Annotated in this window: 15 protein-coding genes, 1 pseudogene and 1 riboswitch; of the genes and pseudogenes, 11 read left to right on the top strand and 5 right to left on the bottom strand. The window is 64.0% G+C overall.

Translation table 11 applies throughout. From position 1 onward, the window contains the following. The first annotated feature begins 102 nt into the window (after nucleotides 1–102). Nucleotides 103–214, top strand: a riboswitch (TPP riboswitch). 38 nt (nucleotides 215–252) lie between these two features. The 4 genes and pseudogenes from VIR62_RS07245 to VIR62_RS07230 form a co-directional block, all read left to right on the top strand. Continuing rightward, on the top strand, nucleotides 253–651 hold the full coding sequence (locus VIR62_RS07245; RefSeq protein WP_431869961.1) for a hypothetical protein: 399 nt from the start codon (nucleotides 253–255) through the stop codon (nucleotides 649–651). 17 nt (nucleotides 652–668) lie between these two features. After that, nucleotides 669–2,570, top strand: coding sequence for a phosphomethylpyrimidine synthase ThiC (gene thiC, locus VIR62_RS07240; protein ID WP_431869959.1), 1,902 nt, complete (start codon nucleotides 669–671; stop codon nucleotides 2,568–2,570). Between the two features lie 91 nt (nucleotides 2,571–2,661). After that, complete coding sequence (locus VIR62_RS07235; RefSeq protein ID WP_431869957.1) at nucleotides 2,662–3,081, top strand: hypothetical protein; 420 nt, start codon at nucleotides 2,662–2,664, stop codon at nucleotides 3,079–3,081. Next, nucleotides 3,080–3,353 (top strand): annotated as a pseudogene (locus VIR62_RS07230) (phosphomethylpyrimidine synthase ThiC); the annotation flags it as partial. The gene VIR62_RS07235 and the pseudogene VIR62_RS07230, both read left to right, overlap by 2 nt. A gap of 109 nt (nucleotides 3,354–3,462) precedes the next feature. Here VIR62_RS07230 and VIR62_RS07225 read toward each other — a convergent pair. Next, a complete protein-coding gene (locus VIR62_RS07225) occupies nucleotides 3,463–4,149 on the bottom strand; it encodes a response regulator (RefSeq protein ID WP_431869955.1) in 687 nt (228 codons plus the stop codon). A 361-nt stretch (nucleotides 4,150–4,510) separates the two neighbouring features. Here VIR62_RS07225 and VIR62_RS07220 point away from each other — a divergent pair, with 361 nt between their 5' ends. Continuing rightward, the gene (locus VIR62_RS07220) at nucleotides 4,511–4,714 is read left to right on the top strand and encodes a hypothetical protein (protein ID WP_431869954.1); all 204 of its coding nucleotides are present in this window, start codon (nucleotides 4,511–4,513) and stop codon (nucleotides 4,712–4,714) included. A gap of 73 nt (nucleotides 4,715–4,787) precedes the next feature. Then, on the top strand, nucleotides 4,788–5,468 hold the full coding sequence (locus VIR62_RS07215) for a LuxR C-terminal-related transcriptional regulator (RefSeq protein ID WP_431869952.1): 681 nt from the start codon (nucleotides 4,788–4,790) through the stop codon (nucleotides 5,466–5,468). 360 nt (nucleotides 5,469–5,828) lie between these two features. Here VIR62_RS07215 and VIR62_RS07210 read toward each other — a convergent pair whose 3' ends face one another. From VIR62_RS07210 to VIR62_RS07200, 3 genes are all read right to left on the bottom strand, one after another. Continuing rightward, the gene (locus VIR62_RS07210) at nucleotides 5,829–5,969 is read right to left on the bottom strand and encodes a hypothetical protein (RefSeq protein WP_431869951.1); all 141 of its coding nucleotides are present in this window, start codon (nucleotides 5,967–5,969) and stop codon (nucleotides 5,829–5,831) included. Nucleotides 5,970–6,168: 199 nt separating this feature from the next. Then, complete coding sequence (locus VIR62_RS07205) at nucleotides 6,169–6,435, bottom strand: hypothetical protein (RefSeq protein ID WP_431869949.1); 267 nt, start codon at nucleotides 6,433–6,435, stop codon at nucleotides 6,169–6,171. Nucleotides 6,436–6,555: 120 nt separating this feature from the next. Continuing rightward, nucleotides 6,556–7,851, bottom strand: coding sequence for a dicarboxylate/amino acid:cation symporter (locus VIR62_RS07200; RefSeq protein ID WP_431869947.1), 1,296 nt, complete (start codon nucleotides 7,849–7,851; stop codon nucleotides 6,556–6,558). 86 nt (nucleotides 7,852–7,937) lie between these two features. On the opposite strand from VIR62_RS07200, the gene glmM reads away from it, so the two are divergent. The 5 genes from glmM (at nucleotide 7,938) to folP (ending at nucleotide 13,376) form a co-directional block, all read left to right on the top strand. Continuing rightward, nucleotides 7,938–9,278, top strand: coding sequence for a phosphoglucosamine mutase (gene glmM / locus VIR62_RS07195; protein WP_431869945.1), 1,341 nt, complete (start codon nucleotides 7,938–7,940; stop codon nucleotides 9,276–9,278). Between the two features lie 8 nt (nucleotides 9,279–9,286). Beyond that, nucleotides 9,287–10,057 carry a bifunctional hydroxymethylpyrimidine kinase/phosphomethylpyrimidine kinase gene (thiD, locus tag VIR62_RS07190; RefSeq protein ID WP_431869944.1) on the top strand — a complete coding sequence of 257 codons (771 nt, stop codon included), beginning with the start codon at nucleotides 9,287–9,289 and terminating at the stop codon, nucleotides 10,055–10,057. A gap of 85 nt (nucleotides 10,058–10,142) precedes the next feature. Continuing rightward, nucleotides 10,143–10,775, top strand: a complete 633-nt coding sequence (locus VIR62_RS07185; RefSeq protein WP_431869942.1) for a ribonuclease HII — start codon at nucleotides 10,143–10,145, stop codon at nucleotides 10,773–10,775. A gap of 161 nt (nucleotides 10,776–10,936) precedes the next feature. Beyond that, entirely contained in the window at nucleotides 10,937–12,061 is a 1,125-nt protein-coding gene (locus VIR62_RS07180) for a site-specific DNA-methyltransferase (RefSeq protein ID WP_431869940.1), read from the top strand. Between the two features lie 223 nt (nucleotides 12,062–12,284). Further along, nucleotides 12,285–13,376: a dihydropteroate synthase gene (gene folP, locus VIR62_RS07175; protein WP_431869939.1), complete on the top strand. Its 1,092-nt coding sequence runs from the start codon at nucleotides 12,285–12,287 to the stop codon at nucleotides 13,374–13,376. Between the two features lie 29 nt (nucleotides 13,377–13,405). Here the strand turns inward: folP and VIR62_RS07170 are convergent, their stop codons facing one another. After that, entirely contained in the window at nucleotides 13,406–16,003 is a 2,598-nt protein-coding gene (locus tag VIR62_RS07170; RefSeq protein ID WP_431869937.1) for a M10 family metallopeptidase C-terminal domain-containing protein, read from the bottom strand. Nucleotides 16,004–16,201: the final 198 nt, after the last annotated feature.

Here is a 16,201-nt window from a genome sequence, read left to right as displayed (position 1 = left end):
CCCGTCTGCCTCTCCGGCGTCAAGAAGGCGCCCGCCGAGGGCGTCCCGGCCCAGCCGCTCGCCTGCTAGCCCTTCCTTGCCCGGCCGCTTTGGCCTATGGGCGAGTCATCCCCGGGGGACCGCGACGACGCGGTTGAGAGGCGGACTGACCGGTCCGCGACCCGCAGAACCTGATCCGGTTGACACCGGCGTAGGGAGGGACGGTCTCACACCCGATGCCGTGCCTCCTCTGCCGCGCGAAAGGAGAGATGCATGGCCGAAACCACCGACATCCCCGCCTGGATCGTCCTGTTCATCGGGCTCTATTCGCTGGCCGCCTCGATCGGCGAATGGCGCACACCCGGCTTCTGGGCGGCGATGCTCGGCGATTTCGAGCGGCTGCCCGGGCTGCGCTTCGTCACGGGCTTTTTCGTGCTGTCGCTGGGCGCGGCGGTCTACACGGTCAACCCGTGGCGGCCGGACGACTGGCTGGCGGTGCTGGTCACGGTGCTCGGCGGAATCATGGCGCTCGAGGGCGCGCTGATCCTCGCCATGGGTGACCGATTCCTCCGCTTCGCCCGCTGGCTGATCGGGCGCGCGAGCCGCGCCTGGGCCGCCTTTTCCGCGCTCCTGGGCGTGACCCTGATCGCTGTCGCGATCATCCACATTTGAATATTGGAGAACGACAAATGGCCGATATCCCTGCGCGCACCGAGCTCAAGGTCACCACCGGCCCCATCCGCGGCTCGCGGAAGATCCACGTCGGCGAGCACCGCGTCGCCATGCGCGAGATCGACCTCGAACCCTCCTCCGGCGAACCGCCGCTCCGCGTCTACGACTGCTCCGGCCCCTACACCGATCCCGAAGCCCGCATCGACATCATGGCCGGCCTCCCCGAGCTCCGCCGCGACTGGATCAGAGGCAGGGGAGACGTGGAGGACGTCGCCCAGCGCGAGGTCCGCCCCGAGGATAACGGCCAACTCGGCCCCGACCGTTCCGGCGGCGTGCAAGCCTTCCCCAACGTCCGTCGCACGGTCCTTCGCGCGCGTGCCGGCGCCAACGTCACCCAGATGCACTACGCCCGCAAAGGCATCATCACCCCCGAGATGGAATATGTCGCCATCCGCGAGAATCTCGGCCGCGAACAGTTCCGCGAGCACATCCGTGACGGCCAGGACTTCGGCGCCGAAATCCCCGATTACGTCACCCCCGAATTCGTGCGCGACGAAGTCGCCCGCGGCCGCGCCATCATCCCCAGCAACATCAACCACCCGGAATCCGAGCCGATGGCGATCGGCCGCAACTTCCTCGTCAAGATCAACGCCAACATCGGCAATTCCGCCGTAGCCTCCAACGTCGCGGCCGAGGTCGACAAGATGGTCTGGTCGATCCGCTGGGGCGCCGACACCGTCATGGACCTCTCCACCGGCCGCAACATCCACGACACCCGCGAATGGATCGTCCGCAACTCGCCCGTCCCGATCGGCACCGTCCCCATCTACCAGGCGCTGGAAAAGGTCGGCGGCGTCGCCGAGGACCTCGCCTGGGAAATCTACCGCGACACATTGATCGAGCAGGCCGAGCAGGGCGTCGACTATTTCACCATTCACGCCGGCGTCCGCCTGCCCTATGTGCCGATGACCGCCAACCGCGTCACCGGCATCGTCAGCCGCGGCGGCTCGATCATGGCGAAATGGTGCCTCTCACACCACAAGGAGAGCTTCCTCTACACGCGCTTCGAGGAAATCTGCGAGATCATGAAGGCGTATGACATCGCCTTCAGCCTCGGCGATGGCCTCCGCCCCGGCAGCATCGCCGACGCCAATGACGAAGCCCAGTTCGCCGAGCTAGCGACCTTGGGCGAACTGACCCGGATCGCCTGGAAGCACGACGTCCAGGTGATGATCGAGGGCCCCGGCCACGTCCCGATGCACAAGATCAAGGCGAACATGGACAAGCAGCTCGAAGCCTGCGGTGAGGCGCCCTTCTACACCTTGGGGCCGCTCACCACCGACATCGCCCCCGGCTACGACCACATCACCAGCGCCATCGGCGCCGCGATGATCGGCTGGTTCGGCACCGCGATGCTCTGCTACGTCACCCCCAAAGAGCATCTAGGCCTCCCCGACCGCGACGACGTGAAAGTTGGCGTAGTAACCTACAAACTAGCCGCCCACGCCGCCGACCTCGCCAAGGGCCACCCGGCGGCGAAAATGCGCGACGACGCCCTCAGCCGCGCCCGCTTCGAATTCCGCTGGCGCGACCAGTTCAACCTGTCCTTGGACCCCGACACAGCCGAGCAATATCACGACCAGACCCTCCCGGCGGAAGGCGCCAAGACCGCCCACTTCTGCTCGATGTGCGGCCCGAAATTCTGCTCGATGAAGATCACCCAGGAAGTGCGAGACTTCGCGGCCAAGCAGAATCAATCGGCAGACAGTTTCCTCGCAGCCACCCCCCTCCCGCATACGGGAGGGGCCGGGGGAGGGCCTGTCACCTCTGAGGAAGCCGAAGCGGAACGCGGCATGGCCGAGATGAGCGAGAAATTTCGCGAGAAGGGCGGAGAAATCTATCTGCCTGCAGCGGAATGAGCGGAGCCCCGGTTCGGAACGATCGACACAAGTTTTTCTTCAAAGCCAATGATGCGGTGCTTCTCACTGCACCTGCACGGATGCGCCCGCCATGTCGAGCGGGCAGCTCGATTGCCCGTGGTGCGGATGCGGCTGGCTCATCCCGTGCCTAACCTGCCGCAAGTCCTTCACCTTCGCCGAGGTGCGCGAGACGGATATCCCATTGATTGAGGTCGGCCGTCGCGAAGTCGTCGCGCGCGGCCTCACCAACGTCTCCGAGGAAGAGATTGCCGAATGGGCCGAGGGTATGGCCGAGGCGCTCGACGAGTTCGAGGTGGGGGACGTCGTCGTGTACCTCGATGGTCATTATTGGAAGCGAGACGCGGTCAACATCGTGTTCGGAGGCTATTATGTCACCCTTTCGCTGAAGCGGCTCCCGCATGCCGAGGCGCTCAGCGATCCGGCACTTCTGGATCGCGTGCTCGGGGACAAGGATTATTGGTTGAAGCGTGAACGACCGGACCGAGAATAGCCGCCGCCGCTTCGAATTCCGCTGGCGCGACCAGTTCAATCTCAGCCTCGACCCCGATACCGCCGAGCAATATCACAACCAGGCTTTGCCGGCGAAGGGCGCCAAGACGGCCCACTTCTGCTCGAGGTGCGGGCCTAAGTTCTGCTCGATCAAGATCACCCCAGGAAGTCAAAGACTTCGCGGCGAAGCAGAATGTGAGCGCGGACACGTTCCTTGGAGGTGAGGAAGCCGAGAAGGGCAGGGCGGAGATGAGTGGGAGATTTAGAGAGTGAGGGAGCAAGCTTTACGTTCAGCCCTCCCCCTCCTAACGAATCCAAGCACTGCCCGAATGGCGAGCGCCGTCGAGGATTCAGTCAGGACGATCGCTGTCGAACGCCATTTTCAGGCGGATAGGGAAGCGAGGCGATGATCGGCCGGGGCGGGGGCCATTAACGCGGCCGCTGCGCTCACGCGGTTATGGACGCCAAGCGTCCGGAAGGCTGCATTGATGTGCACCTTGACCGTCCCCGGCGCGATGTCGAGCGCGCGCGCTATCTCCTTGTTCGAACGTCCCTTGGACATGAGGTGCAGCACTTCCTGCTGGCGCTGCGTCAATCCGAGCCGGATGTCGGTCTGTAGGGGCTGATCGACCGCATTCCTGATCTCACGCATCTGCTCAACGGCGCTTAGCACCGAGGGTACGAACACATGGCCCTTCACAATAAAGCTGAGGGCGCTGCAGATCTCGGCCGTCTGGAATGCCTTGGGAATGAAGCCATGTATCCCGGCCGCCAGGCAGGCGAGAATGATCTCGCGCGTCGCCGAAGAAGTGACGACCGCCACCCGCACCGAAGGATGCTCACTTCTCATCTGGCGCAGGCTGTTCGGGCCGTCCAGGCCGGGTAGATCGAGATCGACGGTCACGAGCGAAATCAGAAAATTGGATCGCAGCACCTCATCAAGATGCTTCTTGGATCGAACCTCCAGGACCGATCTAAAGCCGAGCTTTCGCTTCAGAAGCGATGAAAGTCCCGCCCGGCAAAACTCCTGGTCCTCGGCTACGACTGCTATCGTGCTCTTCTGTTGCATCGGCGTATCGGCTTAAGCCGCCCTTTCACAAGCGATCACCCCTCACTTGGAACGCCTTTACTACCCTCCTCCATCTGCGAGTCGGACAGTGAGTATAACATTATCCTTATACATCAGGTAGGACCGAAGCATCGATAAAACGGCAGACACTTGAACGTTTAACCTGTGCCCGAGACTGAGACATATCCGCTTGGATTGATTACTCTATCCATTAAATGGATCGACATCATGCTTGATCGTGGTTCGGTCAGACAGCTGAAGACGCGGTATATACACTAATGTATATCCTGAACAGGCGGGTTGATGATCATTGCAAACGATTGCTTACTTGCAGCCCTTAATTGTCGGACGGAGTTGGGCGATGCTGCATCCGGACATGGTGAGCGATCATATAAAGGACCGAGGCTATTGCATGACTTACGATCCGTGGGAGATCAACCGCTGCCCCGGTTGCGGCGGGGCCCAATGGTACGTCGGCCGGATGTCGGCCGAGTGCGGCTTCTGCGCGACCGTCCTCATGTTCGCCGCGGCGGGCCGAAATCGCTCCGATCTTTGCGATAGCTGACGCGAAAATGCGGCGAGGCATGGCGGCGGCGGGATGTGTGACCATGCGGTAGCTTCTCTGGGGTGTGGACCAGGTGGACGACCTCGATGGAGCGGCTATGGCATCCTTGGGTTCGGTGGCGGTCGTGGCGGACGACCAGGAGTTCTGGAGGACCGGCATCGCCTCCATGCTCAAACGCCAGCTCCACTTTTCCAAAGTCGTTCATGCCGTCAGCTTCGATCAGCTGATCGACGCCCTCCAATCCGATCCGCCCCCCTCATTGGCGACTGTCGAGCTGAGCCTGCCGGGTATGCAAAGCTATGTCGGCGTTCGCCAGCTGAGGGGGCAATTCCCCTCGGTGCGCCTGATCGTCATATCGGCGACGGCCGACAGGGAAACCATTCTCCAGAGCCTGGCGGCGGGCACGCATGGCTTTATCCCCAAGCGATTTCAGGGATCGGAAATCCTGGCGGCGATGAAGCTGATCCAACAGGGGCAGGTGTTCGTGCCGCCCGACCTCCCGGACATTCCGGAGGGGTGCGAGTCGGAGCAGGACGAGGCCCCTTTCTTGAGCAGCGCAGGATCTGCGCTCACGCGGCGGCAGCGGGACGTGATCCAGCTCCTCGCCGAAGGAAAGTCAAACAAGGAAATCGCATCCATCCTGCAGATCACCGAAGGGACGGTGAAGGTACATGTGAACGCCGCCTTCCGGGCGCTCGGGGTCCACAATCGGGTAAGCGCCGTCGTTGCCTTAAACCCGAAGCAAATAAATTAAGGATGTGAAAACATCCTAATGCATTCTATATATGAAAGATGTAGGCCGAGCATGTCTAGCTAACTTAGATCGATACATATATCGTCATAGGTAATATTCAATACTAGTTTAGCTTCTAAAAATATAATAATCTTGAAACTAGCTTTGGTTGCGTTGCCATGTATATTATCTCTAATGACGGAAACATGAAGGTAACTATCTATCAATTCAACACGGAACGCGCGGCGTGATAGGCTTACTTATCGGTTATTCTCTCCCTTCCCGTGGCGGAGTTCTCCACCCCCCTCTCCGCCACGGGAAACTTAACGGGCGGGCATGCCGCCCCTCTTCTGTCCTGACCACCCTGCCCGTTCGTCAGAGTCAGATCATCCGATCACGATCCGCTTCGTTGCCGCCTTCCGGGAGCGCGACAACTTCGGGAAGAAAATTCTGGCTGCAACCACCGCTCTGGGCCTCGCCGTGACGCCGCTTGGGGCTCCGGCCGTCGGCAGTCCGGCTCATGCGCAACCACCGCCCGCCACCAAAGAAGTGGACGGGCAAGTCAGTTCCTGGACGGTTTTGGGGCGCACTGGATCATCATCAGTGTCGTTGTGCTGGCGATGCTGGTCTTCTTCGTTCTCGACGACGATCCCGTCAGTTCCCTGACAGCCGGCAGGGGCCCGCCGATGTCGCCACGGCCGGCTCGCCGGGATTTCCAGAGCTAAGTGTGCCGGTCGCCGCCTGGCTTCAGGTCGACCACGTTGCTCGATTCGTCGTCCCGGGGTTCGGGCAACGGCTTCAGCGCCCGTTGGTCTTCGTTATCACCCAGCAGAAAGACTTGCGGGTCGTTTTCGAGGGCGTGCATCTTCAGCATATAGGCTCGGGCGAGCCCCTCATGCTCGCGACGCTCCTTCGGGGTCGCGGACGATCGCGCCTCCCTCAGTTCGTAGGCCACCAGCCAAGCGTAACGCTCAAGGTCGGTTTCCATCGCCTTTCCTCTGCCCCTGCGTCTTCAATATCAAAGCCTTTGCGGATCGTCTCCCTTTTCGCCCGACGCGTCGTCTGTTTCCGCGCCGAACCGGTGTATTAGTGAGGTAAAACGGATGGGCTAGGCCGACGCGTCCGACCCCGCCCGCAGCAGGCGATCCTCCTCGGCGAGCGGCTCGTCTTCGTCGAAGCCGCTTCGACGGGCGACCGTGGCGGTCGCGGCGACGTCCATCGCGACATTGCCGAGCGTGCGGAAGATATCTGGAATCGTCTCGACAGCGATCAGCAAAGCGAGCGGCGCGATCGGGACCCCCATCGCTAGGCAGATCGGTGCGATCGACGTGATGAAGCTCGCCTGGCCCGGCACACCAGCCGCGCCCATGGTGGTGATCGCCGCCGCCGCGACTCCCGCCGCGATCTGACCGGGCCCCAGCGTCATGCCGAACCAGTGGGCGATGTAGATGACGACGGCGAGGTTCATCGCCGGGCCGGTGAAGCGGAAGATGGCGACGGCGAGTGGAAGAACGATGCCCGATGCCTTGACGGGAATGTCCAGCTTCTCGGCCCCCCTCAGCATCGCCGGCAATGAGGCGAGCGAGGACTGGGTGCTGAGCGCCACGGCCTGGCTGGACGAGACGGCCCGGACAAAGCGGCCAAAGCCCACCCGGCCCCCGATCGCGCCCATCGGAAAGGAGAGCAGCCAGATGACGACGCCAACCGCCGAGATGATGAGGACATAATGGAGCAACGCCCCGAACGCCGAACCACCGGCCTTGGCCCCCACCACATAGGCGAGCGCGATGACGCCGATAGGGCCCAGCCATAATATCCAGCCGATCATCACCAGCATCACGTCCGACACCGCGCGGAAGAAGCCGGTCAGCGTCTCGCGCGGTTCAGCGGGAAGGCGGGTCATGGCGAAGGCGAACACGACGGTGAACAGGATGAGCGGCAGAATGGCGTCCTCGGCCGCCGCCGTCACCGGGTTGGTCGGCACGACCGAAAGCAGGAAGTCGGCGAAGCTCGGCACCTGTCCCACCGCTTCGGTCCCCGCGAGCGCGGAGCGCAGCGCCTGCGCGGATTCGACGGGCAGCGGCCAGATATCGAGGAACAACGGGGTCAGCACCATCGCCAGCGCCGATGAAATCCAGAGGAGGACGATGAACAGGATGAGCGCACGCCCCGCCAGCCGGCTCGCCCGCGCGGCCTCGGCGCTCGCCGCAATGCCCGTGACCAGCAGCGAGACCACCAGTGGCACGATCGTCATCTGCAGCGCGTTGAGCCACAATCCACCAATCGGCTGGGCGATCGAGATGGCGCGTTCGACCCACGCGCCTCCGCTCGCGGCGCTGGCGAGCCCCAGAAGCAGGCCGGCGACAAGCGCCAGCAGGATACGGGTAGGCTGAGACAGTCTCAAATTCGTCGCCCTCCGGCTTGCATGGCGCTATCATCGTGCCACATGCCGTTCTGGTAGCGGGCAAGCGAATAAGGGACCAGCCTTACATGACACGGAAATTCTTCGGCACCGACGGTATAAGGGGCCGGACCAACCAGATGCCCATGACCGCCGAAATGGCGCAGCGCGTCGGCCAGGCCGCCGGCGCCCATTTCCTGCGCGGCAATCATCGCCACCGCGTGGTCATCGGCAAGGACACGCGTCTCTCGGGCTACATGATGGAAACGGCACTGATTTCCGGCTTCACCAGCGTCGGCATGGACGTGGTGATGGTGGGCCCGGTGCCGACGCCGGCCGTGGCGATGCTTACCCGGTCGATGCGCGCCGACCTCGGCGTCATGATCTCCGCCAGCCACAATCCGTTCGAGGATAACGGCATCAAGCTGTTCGGCCCCGACGGCTACAAGCTGTCGGACGAGGGGGAGGCCGCGATCGAGCGGCGCCTGGACGCGCCTCCCAAGCTCGTGCCCTCCGCCGAGATCGGCCGCGCCAAGAAGATCGAGGACGCGCGCGGCCGCTATATCCACGCCGCCAAGATGACCTTCCCGGATCATCTCCGCCTCGATGGGCTGAAGGTCGTCGTCGATTGCGCGAACGGCGCCGCCTATGAAGTCGCGCCCTCCGCGCTGTGGGAATTGGGCGCCGACGTGACGGCGATCGGAGTCAGCCCGAACGGCCTCAATATCAACGCCGGTTGCGGTTCGACCGACACAAAGGCACTCAGCGACCTGGTGGTGGAAAAGGACGCCGACATAGGCATCGCGCTCGACGGAGACGCCGACCGGCTCATCGTCGTCGACGAGAAAGGCTGCGTCGTCGATGGCGATCAGCTGATGGCTCTCATCGCTTCCTCCTGGCATCGGCGCGGGGCGCTGCGCGGAGGCGGCGTCGTCGCCACGGTCATGTCGAACCTTGGGCTGGAGCGGTTCCTCGCGGGCGAGGGGCTGAACCTCGAGCGCACGAAGGTCGGCGACCGCTACGTGCTGGAAACGATGCGCGCCAAGGGCTTCAACGCCGGCGGCGAACAGTCCGGTCACATCATCCTGACCGACTATGCGACGACAGGGGATGGGCTCATCGCCTCGCTGCAGGTCCTGGCGGAGCTGGTCGTCTCGGAAAAGCCCGCGAGCGAGCTGCTGCGCTTGTTCGATCCGCTACCCCAGCTCTTGAAGAACGTCCGATTCGACGGTGACGCCCAGCCCCTCGAAGCGCGCCCGGTACAGGCGGCGATCGCCCATGCCGAGGCGCGCCTCTCCGGCACTGGCCGCCTGGTCATTCGCAAGTCGGGCACCGAACCCCTCATCCGCGTCATGGCCGAGGGCGAGGACGAAGCACTGGTCGCCGAAGTCGTCGACCAGATCTGCGAGGCTGTGAAGGCGGCGGCATAAGGCATGCAATGAAATCACCGCGCATCCTCATCATCGCCGGCTCCGATTCCGGCGGCGGCGCGGGCATCCAGGCCGACATCAAGACGGTGACGATGCTCGGCGGCCACGCCATGACCGCCATCACCGCGATCACGGCGCAGAACACGCTGGGGGTGCACGAGGTCATGCTGGTCCCGACGGACATGGTGGTGGCGCAGATGGACGCCGTCGTCAGCGACATCGGCGTCGACGCGGTCAAGATCGGCATGATCGGCTCGGCCGAAACGGCCCACAGGGTGGCGGATCGGCTGGAGCACCTTTCCGTCCCGATCGTGTTCGATCCGGTGATGGTCGCGACGAGCGGCTCGACCCTCGCCGACGAGGCGACAATCGGCGCCTTTGAGCGGTTGATGCACGTGGCGTCGGTGGTCACACCCAACCTTCCGGAGCTCGAAACCTTGGGCGGCGAGGCGGCAATTCTTCGTCACGGTTGCCATTTGGTCGCCAAGGGCGGCCACGCCGAGGGTTGGGAGATTGTCGATCGCCTTCTGTCTCCCGGCGGCCGCTCCCGCGAGTTGCGGGGGAAGCGGTTCGACACCAGCGAGACGCATGGGACGGGATGCACTCTGGCGAGCGCGCTTGCCTGTGGGCTGGGGGCGGGCCTCTCCATCGATAAGGCGTTTGAGCAGGCCGTCCGTTTCGTGCGCATCGCGATTCTCGAGGCGCCCGGCCTGGGACAGGGGGCCGGCCCGTTAGGTCAGCAGTTCGTGACGGATTTTCAGTGGGAGGATCCGGAGTGAGATTCCGGCTTATCCACAGGAAAAATATGCTGGGATTTCAGCTTTCGCTGGAATGACGGGAAGGGCGCGCTTACCCTCGCGCTTCATGGCGCGGCCCTGTTTCAAGATCGAGAAAGCGTTTCCCGAACCGCTGGCCGGGGTCGATGAGGCCGGATGCGCGCCGCTCGCCGGACCGGTCGTGGCCGCCGCGGTGATTCTCGACCGCAAGCGCTTTCCCCGCGGCATCGACGATTCCAAGGCACTGCCGGCGCCGGTGCGCGAGGCGATCTGCGCGAGGCTGTACAAGACTGCGCGAATCGGCGTCGGCATCGCCTCGGTCGAGGAGATCGACCGCCTCAACATCTACTGGGCGCGGATGCTCGCCATGACTCGCGCGGTCGAGGCGCTGGGAATGGATCCGGCCATCGTGCTGGTCGACGGCAATGCCTGTCCGCGCTGGGAAAGGCCGAGCCGGGCGATCGTGGCCGGCGACGCCAAATGCCGCTCGATCGCTGCTGCGTCGATCGTGGCGAAGGTGACCCGCGACCGAATTATGGCCGATCATGCGCAGGACTATCCGGGCTATGGCTGGGAGCGGAACAAGGGCTACGCGACCGCCTTTCACCGCGCCGCGCTTGACCGGCTCGGCGTGACGCCCCTCCACCGCCGAAGCTTCGCGCCGGTCCGGCAGCATATGCTTGATCTTGTGAGTCCTGCCGGCCACACCACTTCATATTGAGTCTGAGCTTCGGCTCGGGGCGCCATATCTAGCGGGGACTCCTTTCGTTCCCGCAACATTTTAACCAATCTTAACATCGTCTCTGAACGCTTCTCCTTGACCCGGGAGTCCAGCTGACTCAGCATGGCCCTCTTTTGCGACATATCCGGGGGCGGAACCGAATGAGAATGGAGAAAGTGGGAACGAGCGCGCGGCGCTCGAAGGCGGCGCCCGCGCCCGATCTCCCGCTCGACAGGATCATCGAGCAGGATTGCGTTGCCGCCATGGCCGCGCTGCCCGACGCCTGCGTGGACATGATCTTTGCCGATCCGCCCTACAATCTCCAATTGGGAGGCGACCTGTTCCGGCCTGAAGGCGGCCGCGTCGATGCGGTCGATGACGACTGGGACAAGTTCGATACATTTGCCAGCTACGACAGTTTCACCCGCGCCTGGCTGAAGGAGGCGCGCCGCATCCTGAAGCCTGACGGTACGCTCTGGGTGATCGGCAGCTACCACAACATCTTCCGTTGCGGCGCGGCGCTTCAGGATTTGGGCTATTGGATCCTGAACGACATCGTCTGGCGCAAATCGAACCCTATGCCGAACTTCCGCGGCACCCGCTTCACCAACGCCCACGAGACGCTCATCTGGGCGAGCCGCGCCGAGGACAGCCGCTACACTTTCAACTATCGCACCATGAAGGCGCTGAACGACGACCTCCAGATGCGCTCCGACTGGGTGCTTCCGATCTGCTCGGGCGGGGAGCGGGTGAAGACAGATGGCGTGAAGGCGCACCCCACCCAAAAGCCTGAGTCCCTGCTCTACCGCGTTCTCCTCGCCTGCACCAATCCGGGCGACGTCGTCCTCGATCCTTTCTTCGGTACCGGCACCACCGGCGCCGTCGCGCGCCGGCTGGGGCGTCACTGGATCGGTATCGAGCGTGAAGCGAAATATGTGAAGGTCGCCCGCGAGCGCATCGCCTCCACGTTAGAACTTGACGAAAGTGCGATGCGGACCATGGCGTCGAAGAAGAACCAACCCCGCGTCCCCTTCGGCGCGCTGGTCGAAACAGGCATGGTCGAACCGGGCGCGATCCTCACCGACTCCAAGCGCCGTTGGCAGGCGAAAGTCGGCGCCGACGCCTCGGTCGCGTTCGACGGCAAGCAGGGCTCTATCCACCAGATCGGCGCTGCCGCCCAAGGCGCGCCCAGCTGCAACGGCTGGACCTTCTGGCACGTGACGCAGGGGGATGATCTGGTCTGCCTCGATGATCTCAGGCAGAAATATATCGCGGAACTGGACTAGGGAGTAAGGGAGAAGCTCTGAAAGTTCCTCGTCCCGATGCGCGAACGTCCTAGAAGATCAGCACCAGGATGATGATCAGGAGGATAAGGCCGCCGAGGCTGATGCCGATTCTCATCTCGTCTCTCCCAGCCGCTCGCGAATGGCGGCTTGAAGGAACAACCGTCCTGCCTTGCTCCGGTTCCGAAACGACGGGGCTCGTCGTGATCTTCGAAAGTGAACTGGCATGATCCGCACCTATCTTCGGCCGACGGCGTTCGTCGACGCGCCCTTCGGCTATGACGGACGGGTCGCGCGGCTTGCCGGCGGGATGAGCTGGTTCTCGGCGGTCGAGATCGACAGGCTGGACGGAAACCGCCGCGTCTCGACCGAGCTGGTGCCGGTGGACAGGATGGGCGACGCGCTTGAGCGGCTGGGGGAGGGCGCGCGTTCGGCGTGGATCAACCTCACCACAGCGCGCCAACCGCTCACGCTCGGAGAACGGATCGTGCCGCTCGACCAGCCCCGGGTCATGGGCATCGTCAATGCGACGCCGGACAGCTTCTCCGACGGCGGTCGTCACGACGGCGATCCCGTCGCCGCGGCGGACGCCGGCTTCGCCATGACCTCGGGCGGCGCGGCGATCATCGACGTCGGCGGAGAATCCACGCAGCCGGGCGCGAAGCCGATCTGGGAAGGCGATGAGATCGCGCGCGTGCTGCCGGTGGTCCAGCGGCTCGCCGCGTCGGGTGCCGCCGTCTCGATCGATACGCGCAAGGCGGCGGTGATGGAGGCGGCGCTCGGCGCCGGCGCCGCCCTCGTCAACGACGTCTCCGCGCTGACCTTCGACACGCGCGCCGCGGGGGTGGTGGCCAAGGCTCACTGCCCTGTCGTGCTGATGCACCATCAGGGACCGCCCGAGACGATGCAGCAGGCACCGCATTACGAGAAGCCGGTGCTGTTCTCCGTCTATGACTGGCTGGAGGAAAGGATCGCGGCGGCCGTGGCGGCCGGGATCGACCGGGCGCGGACCATCGTCGACCCCGGCATCGGTTTCGGCAAGACCGTGCAGCATAATCTGGAGCTGATGAACGGCCTCGCCCTGCTCCATGGCCTCGGCTGCCCCATCCTTTTGGGCGCGAGCCGCAAGCGAACCATCGGGGCGCTGTCGGGGGAGGCGCCGGCCGATCAGAGGCTGGGCGGATCGCTGGCCCTGGCGATGAAGGGGGCGGGGCAGGGAGTGCAGATACTGCGCGTCCACGACGTGCTGGAGACCGTCCAGGCCTTGAGAGTCTGGCGCGGCCTCCGGGATGCGGCACTGACGCCGCCCTTGCCATAGCGCCCGGCTATAGATCGGGCGCGTCGAGGTCAGACGATGGCGTGCTCGAAATGCTCCATCCGCATCGCCCCGGCACCGGAGCCGCTGGGAGCGAACAGGATGTCGTTCATGCGGACCGCCGCGCCTTCGACCTGGATCGTGAGGTCGTCGGCGCCCATCTCCACGAATAGCTGGCCTTTGCCGACGGTCACGTCCGAGCTGTCGACGCCGGCCAGGCCGGTGAGGTCGATCGTCTCTCCCCGCTGATAGTCGGCGATGGTGTCGGTACCGGCATCCTCGAAGACGAACCGGTCCTTGCCCGCACCGCCCGACAGGGAGTCGTTGCCGCCGCCGCCGTTGAGGACATCATTGCCGCCGCCGCCGCTCAGGGTGTCGTCGCCGTCGAGACCGTTCAGCACGTCCGCGCCCGCCGTACCCGTAAGCGTGTCGACGCCGTTGCTCGCCCCCGACAGGTCTGAAAGCCCGGCGAAGTCGTCGAGTGTCAACAACTGTCCGCCGACGAGTTCGACCTGAAGGTCGGCGGCGCCGTCGCCGTCCGCATCCAATTCGACAATCGTCGAGCCGGCAAAAGCGGCGAAGCGCACATCGCCCGCGCTTCCGGAGAAGGCCGAATTGCCGATGAAGCGGGAAGCGGCGAGCTGGGTAAGGTCGATGAGATCGCTGCCCTGGACGAAATCGGCGATCACGTCGCGGCTCGTGCCGACGGCGCTGTCGCCAGCCGTCTCGAACACAAAGACGTCATTGCCGCCGCCGCCGGTCAGGCTGTCCGTTCCCGCCCCGCCGACCAGCCGATCGGTGCCGGCGCCGCCCGCCAGTCCGTCGTTGCCGACTCCACCGGAAAGGACGTTCGAGGCCTCGTTGCCGGTCAGCGTGTCGTTGCCGCTGCCGCCGACGGCATTCTCTATCGTGACGGCGTTGGCGATGGTGAAGCCGCCGTGGATGCCATAGGCGTAGGAGACGCGGCCGCCGCCGCCTTCCTCATATTGGAGGGGGGCGTCGCGAAGGTCGATATTGGCGTCGCGGACGCCGCCATAGGAAATCGTGTCGGTGCCGCCGGCGTCCCAGATGGATTCATAGAAGGTGCCCGGCGCGTTGACGTCCTTCAAAACGTAGGTGTCGTTGCCGGTCGCCCATTCCTCGTTGACGCCGTACTTGTCCTGGATCACGGCGATGTCGAGCGGGCTGAGCGAAGCGACCCAGCCGTAATGGTCGACCTCGGTGCCGGTGATGCCGCCCGAGCGCGGCTGGCCGTAAGGCGAGGTCGTCCAGCCATCATTGTACGACATGATGGTGTGGACCTGCTGGCTGAGGTTGAAGTCGCCGAGGCCGCCGCCGATCCCCGCCGTGCCGCCGCCAGCGCCGCGCATGATGCTGGAGCGGCCGCCATTGTCGTGCGGGTGCGCCATGCCGAGGCCGTGGCCGAACTCATGCAGCAGCGTGGGAAAATAGAAACCGCCGGGCTGGAGGCCCTCCTCGGTCCAGCGCACGTCACCGGCGTTGAATTCCGCCTGGCCTTCATTCTGCTCGTTGGGCGGGCTCATGCGACCCAGGAGGGAGGCGCCGGCGCCGGGCGTGCCCAAATAGGTTATGATCTTGAAGTCGGCTTCGGCGCGGTTGTCGACCTCGACGAAGACGAGGTCCGCGACGTTCTCATACAGGCCGAATGCCGTCTCGAACGCTTCCTTTTCCCACGCCTGAAGGCCCTTGGCGACAATATTCTCCGTGAGGCCGGGGTTGGTCGGATCCTCGCTGACGAAGACGTCGCCGGCCTTCGCGTAATAGACGGCGATGACGTTCTTGCCCTCGATCCCGAACGGGTTGGTGCCGACGCCGGTAAAGGCATTGCCGGTTACGCGCGGCCCTTCCGCACCGTCGGGATTGCGCGAGGTGCGGTCGACCTGGCTACCCCAGTCGATCGAGTGGAGCGGGCTGTCGACGTCGTAATAAGGCTGATAGCCGCCGACCTCGGACGTCTTCACGAACAGCTCGTAATCGCCGACGAAGTCGCCGGTGGTGCCGTTCTCGGGCGCGTTATCGAAGGCGCGGGCGTTGATATAATAAGTGCCGCTGACCTCCGGCGTGAAGGCGAGCAGGGCGTCGAGTCCGGACGGCGTGTTGGGCCCGCCGCCGTCGGCGTTCACGACCAGGTTTCCGGACGCGTCATAGAGTTCGATATAGGCGTCGGCGAGGGGCACGCCGTTCGGCCCCGCCAATTTGGCATATTGCCCGATCTCGTAGGAGGTTCCGGCGACGAGCTCGACCTGGAAGTAATCCTGATCGCCGATCATGTTGATCGTGGAAATGATGGACCCGCCGTCGACGGCTATGCTGTGGGTGGAGGTTGTGTCGTCCGGAATGTCGTCCCCGGTGACGATAAGACCCGCGTTGGTCATGATCGGTTTGAGATCGCCAACGCCATCGATGGGGAATGCATCAGTAAGCTTGTCGCTGCCGACGAGCTCGGTCGATGCCAGCGCATAGGCATCATCCCAGCGCGTAAATTCCAGCACGCCGTCCGCCGCCTCCGCGAGCGTCGCCGTCTGAAAATGGATCGAAGCCGGGGCGAACTGCGCCCCCCAATAGTTTCTCGCGATTTCGGACCTGTCGGCCGCGCATACCCAGCACATTCGTCCTTCTCCCAGCCATGTGGGCCGACAGGCAAAGCGCCTCGCCCCTTCCATTCTGACCCGATGAAGGCAATAACGATGCAACGCAGGAAATAATCCTGCTCAAATCAATTATTGATGCAATGAACTGGCACTTATGAGCGCAAGAAAGGCCGTACTATATTTTATGGCGCTTCTTGAACAAGGCGCACCAATTGT

Origin of the sequence: Allosphingosinicella sp. (assembly GCF_036570505.1) — a bacterium.
Classification (GTDB): Bacteria; Pseudomonadota; Alphaproteobacteria; order Sphingomonadales; family Sphingomonadaceae; genus Allosphingosinicella.
This window is presented reverse-complemented; position numbering and strand designations above follow the sequence as displayed.

What these genes read in the sequence shown, in the direction of transcription:
- VIR62_RS07210 (WP_431869951.1), bottom strand. Translation starts at nt 5,969, where the DNA reads ATGAGCCGGACTGCCGACGGCCGGAGCCCCAAGCGGCGTCACGGCGAG.
- folP (WP_431869939.1), top strand. Translation starts at nt 12,285, where the DNA reads ATGATCCGCACCTATCTTCGGCCGACGGCGTTCGTCGACGCGCCCTTC.
- VIR62_RS07220 (WP_431869954.1), top strand. Translation starts at nt 4,511, where the DNA reads ATGCTGCATCCGGACATGGTGAGCGATCATATAAAGGACCGAGGCTAT.
- VIR62_RS07185 (WP_431869942.1), top strand. Translation starts at nt 10,143, where the DNA reads ATGGCGCGGCCCTGTTTCAAGATCGAGAAAGCGTTTCCCGAACCGCTG.
- VIR62_RS07180 (WP_431869940.1), top strand. Translation starts at nt 10,937, where the DNA reads ATGAGAATGGAGAAAGTGGGAACGAGCGCGCGGCGCTCGAAGGCGGCG.
- thiC (WP_431869959.1), top strand. Translation starts at nt 669, where the DNA reads ATGGCCGATATCCCTGCGCGCACCGAGCTCAAGGTCACCACCGGCCCC.
- VIR62_RS07245 (WP_431869961.1), top strand. Translation starts at nt 253, where the DNA reads ATGGCCGAAACCACCGACATCCCCGCCTGGATCGTCCTGTTCATCGGG.
- glmM (WP_431869945.1), top strand. Translation starts at nt 7,938, where the DNA reads ATGACACGGAAATTCTTCGGCACCGACGGTATAAGGGGCCGGACCAAC.
- thiD (WP_431869944.1), top strand. Translation starts at nt 9,287, where the DNA reads ATGAAATCACCGCGCATCCTCATCATCGCCGGCTCCGATTCCGGCGGC.
- VIR62_RS07225 (WP_431869955.1), bottom strand. Translation starts at nt 4,149, where the DNA reads ATGCAACAGAAGAGCACGATAGCAGTCGTAGCCGAGGACCAGGAGTTT.
- VIR62_RS07235 (WP_431869957.1), top strand. Translation starts at nt 2,662, where the DNA reads ATGTCGAGCGGGCAGCTCGATTGCCCGTGGTGCGGATGCGGCTGGCTC.
- VIR62_RS07205 (WP_431869949.1), bottom strand. Translation starts at nt 6,435, where the DNA reads ATGGAAACCGACCTTGAGCGTTACGCTTGGCTGGTGGCCTACGAACTG.
- VIR62_RS07170 (WP_431869937.1), bottom strand. Translation starts at nt 16,003, where the DNA reads ATGTGCTGGGTATGCGCGGCCGACAGGTCCGAAATCGCGAGAAACTAT.